Annotated in this window: 19 protein-coding genes and 1 pseudogene; 12 read left to right on the top strand and 8 right to left on the bottom strand. The window is 61.4% G+C overall.

Annotation, left to right across the window (positions count from 1 at the left end; all coding sequences use genetic code 11):
* Positions 1–73: 73 nt before the first annotated feature.
* Genes LNV08_RS20535 through LNV08_RS20525 form a run of 3 tightly spaced genes read right to left on the bottom strand, consistent with a single transcriptional unit; the run spans position 74 to position 2,282 of the window.
* Positions 74–907 (bottom strand): BPSS1780 family membrane protein, encoded by an 834-nt coding sequence (locus tag LNV08_RS20535; RefSeq protein WP_263535606.1) that lies wholly within the window; start codon positions 905–907, stop codon positions 74–76.
* A gap of 10 nt (positions 908–917) precedes the next feature.
* Complete coding sequence (locus LNV08_RS20530) at positions 918–1,892, bottom strand: homoserine kinase (protein ID WP_263535605.1); 975 nt, start codon at positions 1,890–1,892, stop codon at positions 918–920.
* Positions 1,893–1,943: 51 nt separating this feature from the next.
* A complete protein-coding gene (locus tag LNV08_RS20525; RefSeq protein ID WP_263535604.1) occupies positions 1,944–2,282 on the bottom strand; it encodes a hypothetical protein in 339 nt (112 codons plus the stop codon).
* Between the two features lie 48 nt (positions 2,283–2,330).
* Between LNV08_RS20525 and polA the strand changes: the two genes are divergently transcribed.
* From polA to LNV08_RS20510, 3 genes and pseudogenes are all read left to right on the top strand, one after another.
* Entirely contained in the window at positions 2,331–5,093 is a 2,763-nt protein-coding gene (gene polA, locus LNV08_RS20520) for a DNA polymerase I (RefSeq protein WP_263535603.1), read from the top strand.
* 251 nt (positions 5,094–5,344) lie between these two features.
* Positions 5,345–5,815 (top strand): annotated as a pseudogene (locus tag LNV08_RS20515) (FxDxF family PEP-CTERM protein); the annotation flags it as partial.
* Positions 5,816–6,049: 234 nt separating this feature from the next.
* Positions 6,050–7,249: an erythromycin esterase family protein gene (locus tag LNV08_RS20510; RefSeq protein WP_263535601.1), complete on the top strand. Its 1,200-nt coding sequence runs from the start codon at positions 6,050–6,052 to the stop codon at positions 7,247–7,249.
* A 54-nt stretch (positions 7,250–7,303) separates the two neighbouring features.
* Here the strand turns inward: LNV08_RS20510 and LNV08_RS20505 are convergent, their stop codons facing one another.
* Genes LNV08_RS20505 through LNV08_RS20485 form a run of 5 tightly spaced genes read right to left on the bottom strand, consistent with a single transcriptional unit; the run spans position 7,304 to position 12,117 of the window.
* Positions 7,304–8,236, bottom strand: a complete 933-nt coding sequence (locus LNV08_RS20505) for a CysB family HTH-type transcriptional regulator (RefSeq protein WP_263535600.1) — start codon at positions 8,234–8,236, stop codon at positions 7,304–7,306.
* Between the two features lie 6 nt (positions 8,237–8,242).
* Complete coding sequence (locus tag LNV08_RS20500; RefSeq protein ID WP_263535599.1) at positions 8,243–9,307, bottom strand: sulfate/molybdate ABC transporter ATP-binding protein; 1,065 nt, start codon at positions 9,305–9,307, stop codon at positions 8,243–8,245.
* Positions 9,304–10,197, bottom strand: a complete 894-nt coding sequence (gene cysW / locus LNV08_RS20495) for a sulfate ABC transporter permease subunit CysW (RefSeq protein WP_263535598.1) — start codon at positions 10,195–10,197, stop codon at positions 9,304–9,306. Before cysW ends, LNV08_RS20500 begins: the two co-directional genes overlap by 4 nt.
* Positions 10,197–11,084, bottom strand: a complete 888-nt coding sequence (cysT, locus tag LNV08_RS20490) for a sulfate ABC transporter permease subunit CysT (protein WP_263535597.1) — start codon at positions 11,082–11,084, stop codon at positions 10,197–10,199. The genes cysW and cysT overlap by 1 nt, the downstream gene beginning before the upstream one ends.
* A 7-nt stretch (positions 11,085–11,091) precedes the next feature.
* Positions 11,092–12,117 carry a sulfate ABC transporter substrate-binding protein gene (locus LNV08_RS20485; protein WP_263535596.1) on the bottom strand — a complete coding sequence of 342 codons (1,026 nt, stop codon included), beginning with the start codon at positions 12,115–12,117 and terminating at the stop codon, positions 11,092–11,094.
* Between the two features lie 171 nt (positions 12,118–12,288).
* On the opposite strand from LNV08_RS20485, the gene LNV08_RS20480 reads away from it, so the two are divergent.
* The 9 genes from LNV08_RS20480 to LNV08_RS20440 all read left to right on the top strand — a co-directional run bounded on the left by LNV08_RS20480 (position 12,289) and on the right by LNV08_RS20440 (position 21,147).
* Complete coding sequence (locus LNV08_RS20480; protein WP_263535595.1) at positions 12,289–13,545, top strand: lipoprotein-releasing ABC transporter permease subunit; 1,257 nt, start codon at positions 12,289–12,291, stop codon at positions 13,543–13,545.
* Entirely contained in the window at positions 13,538–14,236 is a 699-nt protein-coding gene (gene lolD / locus LNV08_RS20475) for a lipoprotein-releasing ABC transporter ATP-binding protein LolD (protein ID WP_263535594.1), read from the top strand. The genes LNV08_RS20480 and lolD overlap by 8 nt, the downstream gene beginning before the upstream one ends.
* A gap of 30 nt (positions 14,237–14,266) precedes the next feature.
* Positions 14,267–15,127, top strand: a complete 861-nt coding sequence (gene purU / locus LNV08_RS20470) for a formyltetrahydrofolate deformylase (protein ID WP_263535593.1) — start codon at positions 14,267–14,269, stop codon at positions 15,125–15,127.
* A gap of 18 nt (positions 15,128–15,145) precedes the next feature.
* Positions 15,146–15,967: a TatD family hydrolase gene (locus LNV08_RS20465; protein WP_263535592.1), complete on the top strand. Its 822-nt coding sequence runs from the start codon at positions 15,146–15,148 to the stop codon at positions 15,965–15,967.
* Entirely contained in the window at positions 15,960–16,481 is a 522-nt protein-coding gene (locus LNV08_RS20460; protein ID WP_263535591.1) for a DNA-deoxyinosine glycosylase, read from the top strand. Before LNV08_RS20465 ends, LNV08_RS20460 begins: the two co-directional genes overlap by 8 nt.
* Complete coding sequence (locus LNV08_RS20455; protein WP_263535590.1) at positions 16,474–17,271, top strand: spermidine synthase; 798 nt, start codon at positions 16,474–16,476, stop codon at positions 17,269–17,271. The genes LNV08_RS20460 and LNV08_RS20455 overlap by 8 nt, the downstream gene beginning before the upstream one ends.
* Positions 17,268–19,064 carry a GspE/PulE family protein gene (locus LNV08_RS20450; protein ID WP_263535589.1) on the top strand — a complete coding sequence of 599 codons (1,797 nt, stop codon included), beginning with the start codon at positions 17,268–17,270 and terminating at the stop codon, positions 19,062–19,064. Before LNV08_RS20455 ends, LNV08_RS20450 begins: the two co-directional genes overlap by 4 nt.
* 98 nt (positions 19,065–19,162) lie before the next feature.
* Positions 19,163–19,627 (top strand): tripartite tricarboxylate transporter TctB family protein, encoded by a 465-nt coding sequence (locus LNV08_RS20445; RefSeq protein WP_263535588.1) that lies wholly within the window; start codon positions 19,163–19,165, stop codon positions 19,625–19,627.
* An 11-nt stretch (positions 19,628–19,638) separates the two neighbouring features.
* On the top strand, positions 19,639–21,147 hold the full coding sequence (locus LNV08_RS20440) for a tripartite tricarboxylate transporter permease (RefSeq protein WP_263535587.1): 1,509 nt from the start codon (positions 19,639–19,641) through the stop codon (positions 21,145–21,147).
* The last annotated feature ends 331 nt before the right edge of the window (positions 21,148–21,478 follow it).

Raw genomic sequence — 21,478 nt, 5'->3', positions numbered from 1 at the left:
CCAAGCGCAGTGAGCCGCGCGCAGTGAGCCGCGCGCAGTGAGCCAAGCGGCAGACAAAACTGAGGCAAGTGCCTCAGTTTTTTTCCGTCAGGATGTCCTTGGGCGCGCCGAACATAAAGCAATCGATGAAGGTGAAGTAGAGCGAGGCGTAGAAGACCGTGGTCATCAACAGGCCCAGCGGCATCACCAACAAGGGCAGCATCTGCCCCAGACCCAACAGCGCTGAGAGCAGGCTGGCGGCAACGCCCACCCCTATCACCAAAGCGGCCCAGAGCAGGCCGTTATAGGCAAAGGCGGCGCGGTTGCGCCAAATCCCTAGCGTGCTGGAGAACAGCGCTTGCAGCACACCTTGGCCGCCCCAGTGAATCAGCGCTGGTGCATGCCAGAAGGGCACCGACAGCAAGGCGGCCAAGCTCAGGCGCGTGACGGCTCCCCAGAACAGGCGCGGGTCGGCAGCGGCAGCTGCCACCTTGTCGGCTGAAGCGTTCTCAAGCACCAAGCGTTGCAAGGCCTCGAAGCTGCCACCGTCTATCCACTCGGACAGCAGGCCGATGGCGATGGTGGCCAGGGCGTAGCAGGCACCCAGTAGCAACTGGCTATTGCGCCGCTGCGGCGTTAGTTTCAGCGGTGCTGCGAAGACGGCTGCGGTCGGGAGTTGGTCTTGCAAAACCAGATGGGTGGCCAGCATAAAGCCCAGCGACAGGATGGGCATCGCCATCAGCAAGAGCATGATGCCCACGCCCGGCAGCAGCAATAGCGCAAAAGCGATGAAGAGGAAAACGGACAGCAAGCCCGCCATCGCCAGCGGCTTGCGCCTGAAGACCTTCAAGCCGTGGCGGATCCACAGCAGCCCATTGCGGGCAGGCACGGTTTGCAGATGCAGCAGCATGGGCGAGGAGGAGTTCAAATCGGGGTGCTCACAAAGAAGTTAATGCATGCCAAGGGCGCGCAATGCGCTCACGCAGCACGCGCTCAAAATGCCCGGGGTCATGGGGCTTGAGCAGGGCGGCGTCACGCGGCAGATAAACGTCCCACAGGCGCGAGAGCCAAAAGCGCAGGGCGGCGGCGCGCAGCATTGCCGGCAGCAAGCGGTGTTCAACGCCGCTCATAGGCCGCACCGACTCATAGGCGCGCACAAAGGCCTCGGCGCGGGCTTCGTCGAGTCGGCCGTTGGCATGGTCGATGCACCAGTCGTTCAGACAGATGGCGAGGTCAAACAACCAGCTGTCGACGCCGGCGAAATAGAAATCAAAACAGCCGCTCAGGCGCTCGCGGCCGGGCAGGCCTTCGAACATGACGTTATCTCTGAACAAATCGGCGTGAATGGGCCCGCGTGGCAGCTCGGCAAAGCTGGCCGAGGCGGCCAAGTTCTGCTGAAACGCCAGCTCGGCGCTGAGCAGCTCGGCCTGCGTCGGGCTTAAAAACGGCAGCACCACCGGCACCGTCTCGCTCCACCAACTTAAAGCCCGCAGATTTTCTTGATGCTGAGGGAAATCCTGCGCCGCCAGATGCATGCGCGCCAGCTCGGCGCCGACCTGCTCGCAATGGAAGATGTCGGGAGCCAGCTGATGGCCGCCGCGCAGCTTGTTGACGACGGCGGCTGGTTTGCCCTGCAATTCGAACAGAATCTGCCCCTCCTCATCGGCCTGCGGGTCCGGCACGGCCAGTCCGCGCTGGGCCAGATGTTTCATCAGATGCAGATAAAACGGCAGTTGCTCGAAACTCAGGCGCTCGAAGACGGTCAAGACGAACTCGCCAGCGTCGGTGCTTAAAAAGTAGTTGGTGTTCTCGATGCCGGCCGTGATGCCGCGCAGGTTTTGCACTGAACCCAGATTCAGGCGAGCGGCGAGGGCTTGCGCCTCGCCCAGGGTGACTTCGGTGAATACGGCCATATCAACGCTTAAGAGGCAGCAAGACGGCGGGCCAAAAGGCCACCGACGGGATCAGAAACTCAGCACGCTCCACACGCGCCGCCCGGCTGCAGCGCGCGTGGTGCCGGCGCCGGGCGAGAGGTCACGACTGGCGTCGCCCATGATGATTTCGTAGCTGGGTAATTTGCTGTTCTTGGGCTGGACCGTGACCTTTTGGGTCTGGCCGCGCACGCGCAACTCTTCGATGCGGGTGTTGTCGTCCTCGATCACTGTCTCGACCACCTTGGCGTCGGCCACGGGCTGGGCGCTTGCTGGCGCCGTGGCCTCGGCCTTGTCGGCCGCAAAGGCTGCCGGGCTGACGAAAGCCGCCAACGACAGGGCCAGGAGAGGGGTGAGGAGGGTGCGTGACATGCGTCTATTCTATGTGCAGGGGCTGGCGGCGCTGATTGCTGCACGACAATGCCGGCCATGAGCAAACCCATCATGTTGCTGGTCGACGGTTCCAGCTATCTTTACCGTGCCTATCACGCCATGCCCGACCTGCGCGGCCCGGGCGGTGTGCCCACCGGAGCCGTGCATGGCATGGTGGCGATGATGAAGCGCCTGCGCGAGCAAATCGGCGCTGAACATGCGGTCTGTGTCTTTGACGCCAAAGGCCCGACCTTCCGTGACGCTTGGTACCCGGAATACAAGGCCCAGCGCGCACCGATGCCCGACGCTTTGCGCGAGCAGATCGCACCGATTCACGAGGTGGTGGCCTTGCTGGGTTGGCCGATTCTGGAGGTGCCCGGCATCGAGGCCGATGATGCGATCGGCACGCTGGCCCGCGTGGCGGCCGCCGCTGGCCATGCGGTGGTGGTGTCGACCGGGGACAAGGATCTGGCGCAATTGGTGACGGCGGACGTCACCTTGATCAACACAATGAGCAACGAGAGCTTGGACATCGCAGGTGTCATCGCCAAGTTCGGCGTGCCTCCTGACCGCATCATCGACTACCTGACCCTGATGGGTGACACGGTCGATAACGTGCCCGGTGTCGAGAAGGTCGGCCCCAAGACGGCGGCCAAATGGATTGCCGAATATGGCTCGCTCGACGGCGTGATTGCCAGCGCCGACAAGATCAAGGGCGCAGCCGGCGAAAACCTGCGCAAGGCGCTGGATTGGCTGCCGACGGCGCGCAAGCTGGTGACCGTCGTGCAGGACTGCGATCTGAACGGTCATGTGCCGCAGTGGCCGAGCTTGGAAGCGCTGGCGCTGCGGCCGGTCGATCAGGCCGGTTTGCAAGATTTTTATCAACGCAACGGCTTCAAGACTTGGCTGAAGGAACTCGGCGGCAAGGTGGCGGCTCCTGTCAGCGAGGACATGTTTGCCGAGCCTGCCTCAGCGACCGCAGCTGCAGCTGCGCAGGACGATTCGCCGCGTCATTACGACACCATCCTCGACTGGACGCTGTTTGATCAATGGTTGGCCAAGCTGAAGGCCGCGCCGCTGGTGGCGGTGGACACCGAGACCGATTCGCTAGACCCGATGCGGGCCAAGATCGTCGGCATCTCCTTTGCCGTCAAGGCCGGCGAGGCGGCGTACATTCCGCTGCGCCATGATGGCCCGGACGCACCAGTCCAACTCCCGATCGATGAGGTCTTGGCCAAGCTCAAGCCCTGGCTGGAGGACGCGGCCGCGCCGAAGCTGGGGCAAAACCTCAAATACGACACCCATGTGTTTGCCAACCATGGCATCGCGCTGCGCGGCGTGCAGCATGACACCATGTTGCAGAGTTATGTGCTGGAGGCGCACAAGACCCACGGCCTCGGCGCTCTCGGTGAGCGCCATTTGGGTCGCGCTGGCTTGAGCTACGAAGACTTGTGCGGCAAGGGCGTGCATCAGATCCCGTTCGCGCAGGTCGATGTGGCCCGCGCCGCGCAGTACTCAGGTGAAGATTCGGAGATGTGCGTGGCGCTGCATCAGCAGCTCTGGCCGCAGATCGAGGCCGATGCGGGATTAACCCGCGTCTACCGCGAAATCGAGATTCCGACCAGCGCCTTGCTCTCCCGCATCGAGCGCATCGGTGTGCTGATTGACGCGCCGCTCTTGCAGGCGCAAAGCCATGAACTGGGGCAGCGCCTGTTGGCGCTGGAGCAAGAGGCTTACGACATCGCCGGCCAACCGTTCAATCTGGGCAGCCCCAAACAGATCGGCGAAATCCTGTTCACCAAGCTCGGCCTGCCGGTGGTCAAGAAAACCGCCACCGGCGCACCCAGCACCGACGAAGAGGTGCTGGAAAAGCTCTCGCTCGACTACCCGCTGCCGGCCAAGATCCTGGAAACCCGTGGCCTGGCCAAGCTCAAGAGCACGTACACCGATAAATTGCCTTTGATGATCAATCCTGCCACCGGGCGCGTGCACACCAACTATGCGCAGGCGGTCGCGGTGACCGGGCGCTTGTCGAGCAATGAGCCCAATCTGCAGAACATCCCCATCCGCACGGCTGAAGGGCGGCGCGTGCGGGAGGCCTTTGTGGCGCCGCCGGGTCATTTGATCGTCAGCGCCGACTACTCGCAGATCGAGCTGCGCATCATGGCCCATATCAGCGAAGACCCCGGCCTCTTGCGCGCCTTTGGCGAGGGCGTGGACGTGCACAAGGCAACCGCTTCCGAGGTCTTCAACACGCCGCTGGCGGAGGTGACGACCGAGCAGCGCCGCTATGCCAAGACCATCAATTTCGGCCTGATCTATGGCATGGGCGCCTTCGGCCTGGCGACCAGTCTGGGCATCGATACCAAGGCGGCGCGAGACTATATCGACCTGTATTTCAATCGCTTTGCCGGCGTCAAGCAGTACATGGACAGCACCCGCGAGTCGGCCAAGGCCAAGGGTTATGTCGAGACCGTGTTTGGCCGGCGCCTATGGCTGCCCGAGATCAACAGCGGCAATGGCCCAAGGCGCACTGGCGCGGAGCGGCAGGCCATCAATGCGCCTATGCAGGGCACGGCGGCCGACTTGATCAAGCTGGCGATGATCGCGGTGCAGGCGGCGCTGGACAAAGAGGGCAAATCGACCCGCATCGTCATGCAGGTGCACGACGAACTGGTGTTCGAGGTGCCCGAGGCCGAGCTGGACTGGGTCAAGCTGGAGGTGCCGCGCTTGATGGCCGGCGTAGCCCATCTGAAGGTGCCGCTGCTGGCCGAGGTGGGAGTTGGTGCGAACTGGGATCAGGCGCATTGATCCGCTTTTGTTGGTCTTGGACTGGACTCCTCGGTTGGGTTTTTTCAAAAAACTCTGGTTTTGGCTGGTACTGCTTGTTTTTCCGTGAACTATGCACGGCGCTCCCCCCGAGTCCGGGGAGTGTCCAAATGACCGAGCTTCCCTACAGTTCAACCCATGCCATCGAGAAGTGACTTCGGTGGATTGACTCTCCAAGCACTTCATTGAAATTAGGGAACACCATGAACTTCAAGTCTTCTGTTATCGCCGCCGCTCTGATCGCTTCGTCGTTTGCTGCTTCGGCTGCTTCAGTGAATTTGGGCTCCGTTACATTTGACGGCCCAGAGTTCGCCACTTTTGCCAAGGGCAATTTGACTGGCGGGTTCGACCTTTTTTGGACTTTCCAGTTGGATCAAAACTCCAACGTGTCGTCCAGCGTTACCAGCCAAATCAACGGCATCAAGGATGTTGACTTCACCAGCGTGTACCTGACCGACGGTAGCAACATCGTGGCGGCCTACCAAAACAAGGGCACCGACGAAAGCGAGCAGTGGGTTTTGAATTCGGTTGCACTGAACTCAAACGTGACTTACCAAATCCACACTGTAGGCACGGCTTACAACAAGGCGGGTTTTGCTGGCGAATTGTCGGTCACAGCGGTTCCTGAACCAACAACCTACGCCCTGCTGTTGGCTGGTTTGGGTGCAGTTGGCTTCGTCGCACGTCGCCGCAAGTCGGTCTGATCATTCTGATCCGACCCTGACTGGCAAGAAGGAGGCACCTCGGTGCCTCCTTCTTTCGTTTGGGCTGCCTTTTCCTCATCTAAACTGGTATTGCACTGGTGTTTATATGGGGTGATGGCAATGACGGGTGGAATCGGGCTTCGCGCTGACGGTGGTCGCAGGCGCTTGGCTTGTCGTTTCGCGGCCTTTGCCTTGGCGATTTCCTTGGCAGCGGCTGGCACGAGCGCAGCGGCCATGCCCAATGACGCATCGCCGGCACCGGGCCTTGCCGGGCTCAAAACCTGGACCTTGGTCGCAGGGCCATCGGAAGCAAGCACAGAGGCGGACGACTACCGCGACCTGGCACCTTTTGCCGAGGCTATCGGCCAGGCCCGTATCGTTGCGCTGGGCGAGCAAACCCATGGCGCCAGCGAAGAGTTCCGACTCAAACTTCGGCTGCTGAAGTTCCTGCACGAGAAGCTCGGCTTCGAGGTCTTGCTGCTGGAGAGTGGCTTTTACGACATTGCCCGCCTGACCCAGCGTATGGCCGCCGGTGAAAAGCTTGACGCGATGGCGCCCGGCAATGTGTTCTTTATGTACGCCAATTCGGCCGAGGGCCGCGAGATGCTGCGCTATGTGGACGCGCAGCAGAGCGAGGCTGCACCCCTTCGCTTGGCCGGCATAGACAGCCAGCACAGCGGCGGGCTCAGCCAAGCCGAGATGCTGCCGCGCCTGCGGGCCTTTTTGCATCAACGTGGCTCCGACCTGGCCGAGGGTCAGGCCTGGTCGGACTTCGCCGGGCCGCTGCCGGCCTTGTTGGCTATGCAGCGTCAAAGCCCCGAGCCGACGGCGCGGCTTGCTTTCGAGCGGCAGGCCCTGGCCTTGCGTGCAAATTTGTGCGGGCCGGCCCGAGCACAAGCCGGGATGGATTCGGCCGAGTGGTGGTGCCAAGTAGTCAAAAGCCTGCAAGCTCAGGCCAGCAGCGTCTGGAGTGAAGGGCGGGACTACCAGCGCGACAACCAGATGGGTGATAACGCCATCTGGTTGATGGAGCGCCTATATCCGGGCAAGAAGGCGGTGATTTGGGCGCACACCATTCATGTGGCCAAGGGGTTTCAACGCAGTCCGGCGCAGTTGCACGCAGGAGAGGTGATGTCCAGGCACTGGGGTGCGGCTTACAAAGTGGTGCAGTTCACAGCGGGCACCGGTGCGGTGCTTGATTTTGGCGATCTGCGACCATTGAAGCTACCGGCAGTGTTGCCCGTTAGCTTGGAGTCCGACTTGGTGGCCATGGCAGGAAAAAGCAGCCTGATGGTCTTGCCGGCCACGCAAGGACCACTTGTTGTGCCGCAATGGAGCATCGACTACCAAACGCTGCCGCAGGGACAACTGGGGCGCAACTGGGATGTTTTGTTCTATTTGCCCCAGGTCAGCCCGGCGCGAATGACCCGTTGAGAGATGGCCTGAGCCTTCAGCGCGGGCAAGGCTCAAGCAGGGCCGTCGTCTCGCTCAGCTCTTTGCATCATCAGCCAGCGCGTCGCGCACTCGCTGCTCGGTCAAGGCCGGCGCACATTCCTGCAAGAAACGGTAAGCGAAACCGCGCAGGTACTGGCCTTTTTTCAGCGCGATGCGGGTGGTGTTGGTGGGGAAGAGATGGCCGGCATCGAGGCGGTGCAGGCCCGGGTCGCGCAGCGGCTCAAACGCCATCGCGGCGACGATGCCCACGCCCAGGCCGACACCGACATAGGTCTTGATCACATCGGCGTCCAGTGCCGACAGCACGATGTCGGGCGCCAGGCCCGCTTGGGCAAAAGCGGCGTCGATACGAGCACGCCCCGTGTAACCTTCGTGGTAGGTGATCAAGGGATGCTCGGCGAGCGCTTCCAAGCTCAAGGGCGCTACCGTCAGCAAGATATGACCCTCGGGCACCACGACCGCATGATGCCAGTCATAGAAGGGAAAACTGACGAGCCCCGATTGGCCGTCCAGCGCCTCGGTGGCGATGCCGATATCGGCTTCACCGGCCTGCAGCAGCTCGGCGATCTCGGTCGGGTTGGCCTGCAGCAGCACCAGATGCACGCGCGGGTAAGCGGATTTGAAGCGCGCCACCACCAGCGGCAACGCATAGCGCGCTTGCGTGTGGGTCGTGGCGATGGTCAGCTGACCCTGCTCAGCATCGGCGAACTGATCGGCTAGACGCTTGATATTGCCGGCGTCTTGCAGCATGCGCCGGGCAATCACGGCCAGCTCGCGTCCCGGCTCGGTCAAGCCCAGCAGGCGCTTGCCATGGCGCACGAACAGCTCGACGCCGAGTTCGTCCTCCAAGTCCTTGATGTGCTTGCTGACACCGGACTGCGAGGTGAACAAGGCGTTGGCGACTTCGGTCAGATTGAATTTTTGAAGCTCGGCCTCGCGGATGATGCGCAGTTGCTGGAAATTCATCTCGGCCTAGATCCCGGCTCCAGAGTCGAACAAGCTCAGACGTGAGGCGCTCAGATGCACGCGCTGGCCCGACTGTAGATTCAGTTGACCCGCTTGCTCGCGTGTCAGCTCAGCCTCCAGGTGTTGACCGTCCAGGCCGGTCAGCTCGACACGGGCGGCCGCACCAAAGCTCAGCACGCGGTCAACCGTGGCCGGCAAGCCGCGTGAATCGGCTGCCGTCAGAATTTGCAACTCATGCGGGCGGGCATAGGCTTGGACCTGACCGACCTTGTCCGTCAACGATTTGCCAAAGCTCAGGTGCTGATCGCCCAGATGGATCACGCCGCCTTCGGCTCGGCCTTCAAAGCGATTCACCGCGCCCAAGAAGCCGTAAACAAAAGGCGTGGCCGGATGTTCGTAGACCTCTTGCGGCGTACCGATCTGCTCGACCTTGCCATGGTCCATCAGCACCACGCGGTCGGCCACTTCCAGCGCCTCTTCCTGGTCATGCGTGACGAAGACGCTGGTGATGTGCAACTCGTCATGCAGACGGCGCAGCCAGCGGCGCAACTCCTTGCGCACCTTGGCGTCGAGCGCACCGAAAGGCTCGTCCAAGAGCAGCACGCGCGGCTCCACCGCCAAGGCGCGCGCCAAGGCGATGCGCTGGCGCTGGCCGCCGGAGAGCTGGGGCGGGAAGCGGTCGGCCAGCCAATCGAGCTGCACCAGGCTCAGCAATTCATGCACCTTGCGCTTGATTTCGCTCTCGCTGGGCCGCTCTTTGCGCGGCTTGACGCGCAGGCCGAAGGCGACGTTTTCGAACACCGTCATATGGCGGAACAGCGCGTAATGCTGGAACACGAAGCCGACTTGGCGCTCGCGCACATGGGTGTCGGACGCGTCTTGGCCGTCCAGCAAAACGTGCCCCCGGTCAGCGGTCTCCAGGCCGGCGATGATGCGCAAAAGTGTGGTCTTGCCGCAGCCAGACGGCCCCAAGAGGGCAACAAGTTCGCCGGTGGGGAAATCGAGGCTGACGTCGCCAAGCGCGGTGAAATTGCCGAAGGACTTGTGGATGTTTTTGACTTGGATGCTCATGGGGCTTCCTTGACCGTGGAATGGGCGCGCCATTCGACGAATTGCTTCAGGATCAGGGTAACGAGGGCCAGCAAGGCCAGGATCGAGGCCACCGCAAAGGCGGCGGCGAACTGATACTCGTTGTAGAGAATTTCGACATGCAAGGGCAGGGTGTTGGTCTGGCCACGGATATGGCCGGACACCACCGACACGGCGCCGAACTCACCCATGGCGCGCGCATTGCACAGGATCACGCCGTACAGCAGGCCCCACTTCACATTCGGCAGCGTGACCCGCCAAAAGGTCTGCCAGCCGGTGGCACCCAACACGGTCGCGGCTTCTTCTTCGTCACGACCCTGCGCCTGCATCAGCGGGATCAGCTCGCGCGCCACAAAGGGAAAGGTCACAAAGATCGTGGCCAGCACAATACCGGGCACGGCGAAGATGATCTTGATGTCATTCGCTTGCAGCCAGGGTCCGAACCAGCCTTGCGCGCCGAACAGCAGCACATAGACCAGGCCCGCCACGACAGGCGAAACCGAGAAGGGCAGGTCGATGAAGGTGATCAAGAGGTGCTTGCCGCGAAAGTCATGCTTGGCAATCGCCCAGGCGGCGCTGACGCCGAACACCAGATTCAAGGGTACGGCGATGGCCGCGGCGATCAGGGTCAGCTTGAGCGCCGAGACGGCGTCGGCCTCGACCAAGGCTGCCAAATAGACATCCCAGCCCTTGCGCAAGGCCTCGCTGAACACTGCCACCAGCGGCATCACCAGAAAGAGCGCAAAAAAGCTCAGGCCCAAGGTGAGAAGCAGGTAGCGCACCCAAGGCGCTTCGCGCGTGGCGGGGTTGTCTTGGTAGCGGCCGCCGGTTTTCTGCGGCACGCCCAAGCTTGAAACAACAATGCCGGCCATTATTTGCGTCCTTCTTGCCCGTTACGGCGTGAGCTCCAGGCTTGCAAGCCGTTGATCAGCAAGAGCAGGGTAAAGGAAAAGATCAGCATCACGGCCGCGATGGCTGTGGCGCCGACATAGTCGTATTGCTCCAGTTTGGAGATGATCATCAGCGGCGTGATCTCGCTGACCATGGGCAGGTTGCCGGCGATGAAGATCACCGAGCCGTACTCGCCCACGGCGCGCGCAAATGCCAAGGCAAAGCCGGTCAGCAGTGCCGGCAGCAGCGTCGGCAGAATCACCAGGCGGAAGGTCTGCCAGCGCTGCGCGCCCAAAGATGCAGCGGCTTCTTCCAGCTCGGTTTCCATATCCTCCAGCACTGGCTGCACCGTGCGCACGATAAAGGGCAGGCCGATGAAAACCAGCGCGACCAAGATGCCCAGCGGCGTGAATGCGACCTTGATGCCCCAAGGTTCAAGCATTTGGCCCAGCCAGCCATTGCCCGCATACAGCGCGGTTAGCGCGATGCCGGCAACGGCCGTAGGCAGCGCAAACGGAAGGTCGATCAAGGCGTCGACAATCTTTTTGCCAAAGAACTCATAGCGCACCAGGCTCCAAGCCAGGATCAGCCCGAACACCAGATTGATGCTGGCGGCCAGCAAGGACAGGCCAAAGCTGAGCTTGTACGAAGCGACCACGCGCGGCGAGGTGGCGGCGGCCCAAAAGGCCTCGAAGCCGTGACCGGCCGATTTGAGGAACACCGCCGACAGTGGGATCAAGACGATCAGCGATAGATAGAACAAGGTGAAGCCCATGGTCGGGCCGAAGCCGGGCAGGACCCTGCGCTTGGCGCGCTTTGGTGCTTGCACTTGGGCCTGGGTGTGGGCGGAAATTACAGCAGTGCTCATCTAAATATCAGCGCTTGATGCCGGCAACGATCTGGTCGTAGGTGCCGCCGTCCGCAAAATGAGTCTTGCTGACCAAAGGCCAGCCGCCCAGCAACTGGTCAACGCTGAATAGCTTGATAGGCGCAAAGCGCTTCTCTTCGCGCTTGAACACGGCTGCGTCACGGGGGCGGAAGTTGTGCTTGGCGATGATGGCCTGGCCCTCGGGCGTGTAGAGGAAGTCCAGATAGGCTTTAGCCGTAGTGGTCGTACCTTTCTTGGCTGCAACCTTGTCGACAATCGCCACTGGCGCCTCGGCCTCGATCGAGACGCTCGGGTTGACCACTTCGAACTGGCCCTTGCCGAATTCGTTTTCGATCAGCTCGGCTTCTGACTCAAAGGTCAAGAGCACATCGCCGATGCCGCGCTGTGTGAAGGTGGTGGTGGCGCCGCGCCCGCCGCCGTCCAGCACCGGCACATTGGCGAAGATCTTGGTTACTTGCTCGCGCGCCTGCGCTTCCGTGCCGCCCTTGGCGATAACCGCGCCCCAGGCGGCCAGATAGCTGTAGCGGCCGTTGCCGGTGACCTTTGGGTTGGGGATGATGACTTGCACGCCGGCGCGGGTCAGGTCGGCCCAGTCCTTGATGGCCTTGGGATTGCCCTTGCGCACCAGGAACAGAATCGTGGAGGTGTAGGGCGCAGCATTGTTGGGGAAACGCTTGCGCCAATCGGCAGGCGTCAGGCCCTTCTCGGCCAGCGCGTCCACATCGGTGGCCTGGTTCATCGTCACCACATCGGCTTCCAAGCCGCCAATCACCGAGCCGATCTGCTTGCTGGAGCCGCCATGTGATTGGTTGATCGTCAAGACCTTGCCGGTTTTGGCCTTGTATTGGGCAATGAAGGCCGGGTTGATTTCTTTGTACAACTCGCGGCTGACGTCGTAGGAGACGTTGAGCAGGGTGTCGGCAGGCGTTTGCGCCATGGCGGCCGTGCTGAAGACGGTGGCGCCGGCGATGGCAGTGACCAGAACAAATTGACGGCGAGTTGTGTTTGACATGGTTGCAAATGCAAGAAGTGCGAAGGTCGCAAGCATGCCTAGCTTTTCTTATTCTGAAAACGATAGTTTTTGTATTTGCTTATTCATTTTCCGGCAATGGATGCATTGAAGCCTCCTTGCTTTGCGTTCAGCAGGCAGCCGGGTAGCCCGGGTCGGTTAGCATCCCTGCCCATGAATTGGCCATATGAATTGCAAATCGGTTGGCGCTATACCCGCGCCGGCAAGGGCGGGCGGCGCAACCGTTTCATCTCCTTTATCTCGGGCGTTTCGGTCTTGGGTATTGCGCTCGGGGTCGCTGCGCTGATCATCGTGCTGTCGGTGATGAACGGCTTCCAGAGCGAGGTGCGCGACCGCATGCTTTCCGTGATTGCCCATGTCGAGCTGACTGATTACCAGGGCCGGGCCTTGGCCGACTGGCAGGCCACCGCCGCTCAGGCCAAGCAAAATCCGGCCGTGCTGGCCGCAGCGCCTTTCATCGCCTCACAGGTCTTGATCGCGCGCGGCGAAGACATGCGCGGCGCTATCGTGCGCGGCATTGACCCGCAGTACGAGCCGGCCGTCACGCCGCTGGCGGCCAAGCTCAAGGATGGGCCGCTGTCCAAGCTGCGCGCCGGCGAATTTGGCATCGTGGTGGGCGTCGAGCTGGCCCATATGCTGGGCGTTCAGCTCGGCGACAAGCTGACCTTGGTGGCGCCGAGCGGCAACGTCACGCCGGCCGGCGTGCTGCCGCGTTACAAGCAGTTCACCCTGGTTGGGGTGTTCAATGCCGGCCATTACGAGTACGACAGCGGCATGGCGATGATCCATGTCGATGACGCGGCCAAGTTTTTCCGCGTTGCCGGGCCGACCGGTGTGCAGCTCAAGCTCAGCGATGTGCATCAGGCGCGCCAAGTCGGCAATCAGCTGGCGAGCAGCCTGGGGGTGGAGACGCGGGTGCGCGACTGGACCCGCACCAATGCCAATTGGTATGACGCGGTGCAGGTCGAAAAACGCATGATGAGCATCATCCTGACCCTGATCGTCGCGGTGGCCGCCTTCAATCTGGTTTCGACCTTGGTGATGACGGTGACCGACAAGCAGGCCGATATCGCCATCCTGCGCACGCTGGGCGCCAGCCCGCGCTCCATCATGGTGATCTTCATGGTGCAGGGCGCGTTGGCCGGTGTCTTGGGGACCTTGTCTGGCTTGGGGCTGGGTTTGTTGATTGCGCTGAATCTGGACGTCATCGTGCCGGCGATCGAATGGGCGCTGAACACGCAGTTCCTGCCCGCCAGCATGTATCTGATCAGCCATATGCCCAGCGATCCACGGATGTCCGACATTGCGCCGCTGGTCGGCATTTCGCTGGCTTTGGCCTTCTTGGCCACCATTTATCCGAGTTGGCGTGCCAGCCGTGTTCAGCCCGCTGAGGCTTTAAGGTATGAATAAGAGCGATGACGTGGTGTTGCAAGGCCAGAATCTGGGCCGCCGCTTTACCGAAGGTGATCTCGACGTACAGGTTCTGAACGGCGTTGACCTGACCGTGCGGCGCGGCGAGACGCTGGCGATCGTCGGGGCCTCGGGTTCAGGCAAGTCCACCTTGTTGCATCTATTGGGCGGCTTGGACAAGCCCAGCAGCGGCGCGGTGACCTTGATGGGCCGCAAACTGGCCGGGATGGCCGAGCCCGAGCTGGGCCGCTGGCGCAACCAGCATCTTGGTTTTGTTTACCAGTTCCACCATTTATTGCCCGAGTTCAATGCGCTGGACAATGTCGCGATGCCCTTGCGCATACGCCGGATGCCGCAGGCTCAGGCGCGCGAAGTGGCGGCCGCCATGCTGGGCCGGGTGGGCCTGGGCGCACGCGTCTTGCACCGGCCAGCCGAGTTGTCGGGCGGTGAGCGCCAGCGGGTCGCGATCGCGCGTGCGCTGGTGACTCAGCCGGCCTGCGTGCTGGCCGATGAGCCGACCGGCAATCTGGATCGCAACACGGCGCAGGCGGTGTTCGAGCTGATGCTGGCAACGGCGCAGGACATCGGCACCGCCTTTGTGCTGGTCACGCATGACCAGACTCTGGCAGCGCAATGCCGCACCCAACTGAGCTTGGTCGGCGGCACCATGCAAGTTGCAATTGCAGCTTAACGTAATTGTTTGGTTTTTTCGGACACACCCGTGAACTCTCGCTTCATCCTCAAACTCAGCTGCCCCGATCAGGCCGGCATCGTCCACGCCGTCACCGGTGTGTTGGCGAGCCAAGGCGGCAATATCCTCAGCTCGGCCCAACATGGCGACGCCGACCACCGCCGCTTCTTCATGCGCATTGAGTTTGAATGTGCGCCTGGCGTTGAAGCTGGCGCTCTTCAAGCAGCTTTTGAGCCCTTGGCGCAGCGTTTGCAAATGGATTGGACGCTGGTGTCCAGTCGCGCCAAGACGCGCGTGCTGCTCTTGGTTTCCAAGCTCGGCCACTGCCTGAATGACTTGTTATTCCGTGTGCAGACCGGGCACCTGCCGATTGAGATCCCGGCCATCGCGTCCAACCACCGTGATTTCTATCAGCTGGCCGCCTCGCACAACATCCCTTTCCACCATTTCCCGCTCTTGAACTCGACCGAGGAACAAAAGCAGGCGCAGGAGCGCAAGTTGCGCGAGTTGGTGGAAGAGCAGCAGATCGACTTGGTGGTGCTGGCCCGCTATATGCAAATCCTCTCGCCCGAGATGTGCAAGTTTCTGGCCGGCCGGGCGATCAATATCCATCACAGCTTTTTGCCCAGCTTCAAGGGCGCCAAGCCCTATCACCAAGCGCATGAGCGTGGCGTCAAGCTGATCGGCGCGACCGCGCACTACGTCACCTCCGACCTGGACGAAGGCCCCATCATCGAGCAGGAGGTGGCGCGCATTGACCACAGCCTTGCGCCCGAGGCCTTGGTGGCGATAGGCCGCGACACCGAGTGCGTGACGCTGGCGCGTGCCATTCAGTGGCATGCCGAGCACCGGGTCTTGATGAACGGCAGGCGCACGGTGGTGTTCAAGTAAGTTACGTTGGCCTCGTTGATGTGGATAGACAGCCACTGCCATCTCGACGCGCCGGAGTTTGATGCCGACCGCGATGCGGTGGTGCAGCGTGCGGTGGCTGCTGGTGTGCGCATGTTGGTGATACCGGCAGTTGGTGCCTTCGACTGGGATAGCGCTCGTGAGCAGGCACATCGTCATGGTTTTGCCTATGCGCTGGGCATTCACCCTCTCTATGTGATGCAGGCCTGCGAGCAAGACCTGACCTTGCTGGCCGCGCAGTTGGAGCGCCACCGTGATGATCCGCGCCTGGTGGCGGTGGGTGAGATCGGGCTGGACTTTTTTGTGCCGGGTTTGGATGCCGAGAAGCAGCAGTTTTTTTACATGGAGCAGCTCAAATTGGCGAGGCGTTTTGCCTTGCCGGTGATCCTGCATGTGCGGCGCAGCGCCGATCAATTGCTGGCGGGCTTGGGGCGCATCCCGGTGGCTGGCGGCATTGCTCATGCGTTCAACGGCAGTGCGCAGCAAGCCCAGCGCTTCATCGACTTGGGCTTCAAGCTGGGCTTTGGCGGCACCTTGACGTTTGAGCGCTCCCTGCAGATTCGTCGATTGGCGACCGAGCTGCCCGAGATCGCCGTGGTGCTGGAGACAGACGCACCGGACATCCCGCCGTATTGGCTCTACAAGACGGCCGAGCAACGCGCTGCGGGCGAGTCAACGGGTCGCAACGAGCCGGCCGAGCTGCCGCGCATTGCCGAGAGCTTGAGCATGCTGCGCGGCTGGACGCCGGCACATACGGCGGCCGTCACCGGCGCCAATGTGCTGGCCGCCTTGCCGCGCTTGCGGGGGCTACTTGATGGATAGATTGAAGGGCTTGGCGCCCCAGGTCGCCCCCGACACCCGCTTGCTGGTGCTGGGCAGCTTCCCCGGCGTGGCCTCGCTGCAGGCCCAGCAGTATTACGGCCACCCGCGCAACCAACTCTGGCGCTTGTTGGGTGACAGCTTTGGGCTGCCCTTGGCGCAGGTCGACTATCCGGTGCGCTTGCAGCTCTTGCTCGCCAATCAAATAGGACTCTGGGATGTGATCAGCGAGACGCATAGGCGCGGCAGCCTCGACAGCGAGATCCGCGACCCCAGGCCCAGCGATTTGTTCACCTTGCTGGCCGGCCTACCGCAGTTGCGGACCATCGCCTTCAATGGCGGCACGGCCGCCAAAATCGGCTTGCGCCAGCTGGGTGCGCACGCCGATCGCTACAGAATTCTGACCCTGCCTTCATCGAGCCCCGCCTACACACTGGCTTATGCAGGCAAACTGGCGGCTTGGGCGACCTTGTCCAAGGAATACGCCGACGACTTTCATGGCAGCAGCAATGAGTAAAAAAATCAAAAAAATGGCCTGGGCACCGGCCACCTTGTCCGAGTTTGACGGCGTACGCTTTTTGCACCTGGACTCGATCTGGGTGCAGGGCGCGATGCGCATCCGCAAGCCCCAGCATCTGGAGCTGGAATACATACAGCGGATGATGGTGTGGATGCTCTGGCGTGACAGCGAATCGCTACGCGAGGGCCACGCAGTGCAGCTGGGCCTGGGTGCCGCTGCGATCACGCGTTACTGCCACAAGGTGCTGCGCATGCAAACCACAGCGGTGGAGATCAACCCGACCGTCATCCACGCCTGCCGGATCTGGTTTCACCTGCCCGAGGACGATAAGCGTCTGACCGTCTACAACGAGGACGCGGCGCGCTGGGTGGCGGATGCCGAGCGTACGCAAACGGCGCAAGTTTTGAACGTCGACCTTTACGACCATGATGCTGCGTCGCCGGTTCTGGATGACGAAGCCTTCTATGCGAACTGCTTCAATTTGCTGGCCGATGGTGGGCTGATGACGGTGAACCTGTTTGGCCGTGACGCCAGCTTTGCCCGCAGCGCCGCCCGCATTGCGGCGGTCTTTGGCAGCGACCAGGTCTGGAGTTTGGCGCCCACCAAGGAGGGCAACACCATCGTTGTCGCCGCGCGCGGTGTAGCGGTGCCGGAGCGTGAAGAATTGGAGCGGCGAGCGGCTAATATCGAGGCGCAATTTGATCTGCCGGCATCGAAGTGGTTGAGGCTGGTGCGTCCACTGCCTATGAGCATCATCAATCAGCTGAAAGCCGAGCCCCAGACATGAGCGCCAAGTCGAAAGCCGACCCCAATCCCGCTGCCGTTAAATCGGAAGGTCGGCTTGAATGGCGTGCACTGCTGCGCTGGCTTTTGGAAGATGAGCTGATCGACCCGGAGCAGGTGCAGCGTACCGAGCAGCGTTTTGCCGCCGGTGACAGCTCGCTACACCCCTTGGTGCGCATGGCGCATGCCGGGCTGACCCGCGTGGACAGCGGCAAGGCGCTTGATCTGGATGCGCTGACCGAATGGCTGGCCGGACGCGCCAAGCTGCCTTATTTGCGTATCGATCCGCTCAAGGTGGATGTGGGCCGGGTCTCGGACGTGATGTCGGTCGGCTACGCCGAGGCCAAGCGCTGCCTGCCACTTCTGGTCGGCCTGAATGACGTGACGATCGCTACTTCGGAGCCTTTTGATATCGCTTGGGTGGCGCAGATCGAGTCACATATGCGCAAGCCGATCAAGCTGGTGGTGGCCAACCCGCTTGAGATATCGCGCTTGACGACCGAGTTCTTCACGCTGGCGCGCTCGGTGCGGGCGGCCGCCAAGGCAGGTGAGTCCAGTCAGGTGGCGAGCTTCGAGCAACTGGTCGAGCTGGGCCGCAGCAATAAGCAGTTAGACGCCAATGACCAGGGCGTTGTGCAGGTGGTTGACTGGTTATGGCAATACGCGTTCGATCAGCGTGCCAGCGATATTCATCTGGAGCCGCGGCGCGAGATGGGCGTGATCCGCTTCCGCATCGACGGTGTTTTGCACACCGTTTATCAGCTGCCGCCTACGGTGATGAGCGCGATGATCTCTCGCATCAAGCTCTTGGGCCGCATGGACGTGGTCGAGCGTCGGCGGCCGCTGGACGGTCGCATCAAGACCCGCAACCCGGCCGGCGACGAGGTGGAAATGCGCTTGTCGACGCTGCCCACCGCCTTCGGCGAGAAGATGGTGATGCGTATTTTTGACCCCGACACGGCGGTCAAAGACCTGTCCATGCTGGGCTTTTCGCCGCATGACAACGAGCGCTGGGAGAAGCTGGTGCAGCGGCCGCACGGCATCATTCTGGTGACGGGCCCTACCGGCAGCGGCAAGACCACCACGCTGTATTCGACGCTCAAGCGCTTGGCCACCGACGAGGTCAATGTCTGCACGATCGAAGACCCGATCGAAATGATCGAGCCGGCCTTCAATCAGACCCAGGTGCAGACGGTGCTGGACTTTGGTTTCGCCGAAGGCCTGCGGGCGCTGATGCGACAGGACCCTGACATCATCATGGTCGGCGAGATCCGCGACCTGGCGACGGCCGAAATGGCAATCCAAGCTGCGCTGACCGGGCATCTGGTCTTCAGCACCTTGCACACCAATGATGCGGCTGCGGCGATCACGCGGCTGACCGATCTGGGCGTGCCGTCCTACCTGATCAGCGCGACGGTGATTGGCGTGCTGGCGCAGCGCCTGGTGCGCACGCTATGCAAACATTGCAAGGTGCCCGATCCCAGCGTCACCCGGGACACGCTCAACGAGATGCTCAAGCATTGGCGCATGAATGGCGGCGTCAAGCCTTACAAGGCGGTTGGTTGCCTGGAATGCCGCAACACCGGTTTCCGGGGGCGTGCCGGGCTTTATGAGTTGCTGACGATAGAGGAGTCGGTCAAAGCGCATCTGCATCCGACGCCCGACATCTCAGCGCTGCGTCGCCAAGCTGTTCAAGAAGGCCTGCGGCCCTTGCGTTTGGCGGGTGCGATGAAGGTTGCTGAGGGCATGACCACATTGGAAGAAATCTTGCGCAGCACGCCGCAATGGCAAAGTTAAGGCCGCCGCTGCTGATTTACTGCGCGTAAGCCATACTGGTTTGGCGTTTTGCGACACCTAGAATTCTCGCTCAACAGAATTCCCAGGGCGGCCAGGCAATGAAGATCAAGAGTCAGCGAGATTTTTTTTCGGGCCTGCTGTTTGTGGCCGTGGGACTGGCGTTTGCCTGGGCTTCCAAGGAATACAGCTTCGGCTCATCGGCCCAGCCCGGCCCGGCCTATTTCCCCTTCGGTTTGGGCGTGCTTTTGGCCCTGCTCGGCGGCATGGTCTTGTTCAAGGCGCTGACCATTGAGACCGAGGACGGTGAGCTCATCGGCCGCGTCGCTTGGCGACCCTTATTCATCATCATCGCGGCCATCTGCCTGTTTGGCTGGATGTTGCCGCGCCTCGGCCTGGTCTTGACCTTGCCCGCCGTGATTCTGCTGTCGTCCTTGGCCGGAGACGAGTTCAAGTTGAAAGATGCCTTGCTCAACTGCGCCCTGCTGACCTTCGGGAGTTGGCTGATTTTTGTCTGGGGTTTGCGGCTGATTATTCCGGTCTGGCCCACAATTTTTGCTGCTTGAGGGCGACAGGCATGGATCTTCTGAGTAATTTGTCGCTGGGTTTTCACACGGCGCTGACCTTTCAAAATCTGCTCTATGCCTTTGGCGGCGCGGTGCTGGGAACCTTGATTGGCGTGTTGCCTGGGCTCGGCCCGGTCGCCACGATCGCGATGCTGTTGCCTTCCATTTACGCCTTGGATGCAACTCCGGCCTTGATCATGTTGGCCGGCATCTATTACGGCGCGCAGTACGGCGGTTCGACCACGGCTATTTTGATCAATGTACCGGGTGAATCCAGCTCGGTGGTGACGGCCATCGATGGTTATCAGATGGCGCGCCAGGGCCGTGCAGGAGCGGCCTTGGCTGTGGCCGGCTTGGGGTCTTTTTTCGCCGGCTGTGTGGGCACCATCATCATTGCGGCATTTGCGCCGCCGTTGACCGAGTTGGCCTTCAAATTTGGCCCGGCCGAGTATTTCTCGCTGATGGTTCTGGGCTTGGTTGGCGCCGTGGTCTTGGCATCGGGCTCCTTGGTCAAGGCGATTGCGATGATTTTGTTGGGGCTGCTGCTGGGTCAGATCAACACAGATGTGATCTCAGGTACACCGCGCTTCTCGTTCGGCATCCCGGAATTGAGCGATGGCCTGGGTTTTGTGGTGGTCGCCATGGGCATTTTCGGCTTTGGTGAAATCATCGCCAACCTGGGGCTACCGGCCGAGCATCGCGAGGTGTTTACTCATGATGTGAAGGGGCTGTGGCCCAGCAAGCAGGACTTCAAGGAAGCCTGGCCCTCGGTAGTGCGCGGCACCGCTCTGGGATCGGTGCTGGGTGTGCTGCCGGGCGGCGGCGCTTTGCTGGCCTCATTTGCGGCCTACACCTTGGAAAAGAAAATCGTCAAGAACCCGCGTGTGCCTTTCGGCAAAGGCGCCATTCAAGGTGTGGCGGGTCCGGAGGCTGCTAACAACGCCGGCGCTCAGACCAGTTTTATTCCAATGTTGACGCTGGGTATCCCACCCAATGCGGTGATGGCTTTGATGGTCGGCGCGATGACAATCAAGGGCATTCAGCCCGGGCCGCAGGTGATGGTCAGCAACCCGGAGCTGTTCTGGGGCTTGATCGCGTCGATGTGGGTGGGCAATCTAATGCTGGTGGTCTTGAACTTGCCCTTGATCGGCATCTGGATCAAGCTGTTGACCGTGCCTTATCGGTTTTTGTTCCCCGCCATCGTGACCTTTTGCTGCATCGGCGCGTACACGCTCAACAACAACAACTTCGATGTTTTTGTGACGGCTGTCTTCGCCTTGCTGGGCTATGTGTTTTACAAGCTGAACTGCGAGCCTGCGCCTTTGCTATTGGGCTTCATCCTGGGGCCGATAATGGAGGAGAACCTGCGCCGCGCATTGCTGTTATCGCGTGGCGACTGGGGGACGTTCATGTCGCGCCCCTTATCCACCGGGCTCTTGATCGCGGCGCTTTTGATGGTGGTGATGGTGATGCTTCCCTCGATCAAGAACAAACGGGAAGAAGCGTTTCAAGAGGAGTGAAATGCATGAAGCTAGGTGCGCCTGCTGTCCTTTGACTTCTTGGTCGAGGGTAGTGCCGGCTCTGATGTCCGATGAATGCTGGCGTCTCGCGAACTTGCGATGGGTTTTTTCGGCGCTAGCTTACGTGTCCAAGAGCCGCTCTTTCTTTGTGTAGCGGAGCAAACGGCATTTCAGTCCTTTATTTGGTGTTATAGTCGTGGGCTTCGCTGCTGAGGTTCATGCCCAGGCAGCGGCAGAGGTAGTAAAAAGGAAGTGCAAAAGAAAATTTCGATGCACTTGACGGATTTGAAGAAAATCAGTCATAATCCCGCTTCTGCGCTGCTAGCGAATG

The organism is Paucibacter sp. TC2R-5, assembly GCF_025717605.1.
Classification (GTDB): Bacteria; Pseudomonadota; Gammaproteobacteria; order Burkholderiales; family Burkholderiaceae_C; genus Paucibacter_A; species Paucibacter_A albus.
This window is presented reverse-complemented; position numbering and strand designations above follow the sequence as displayed.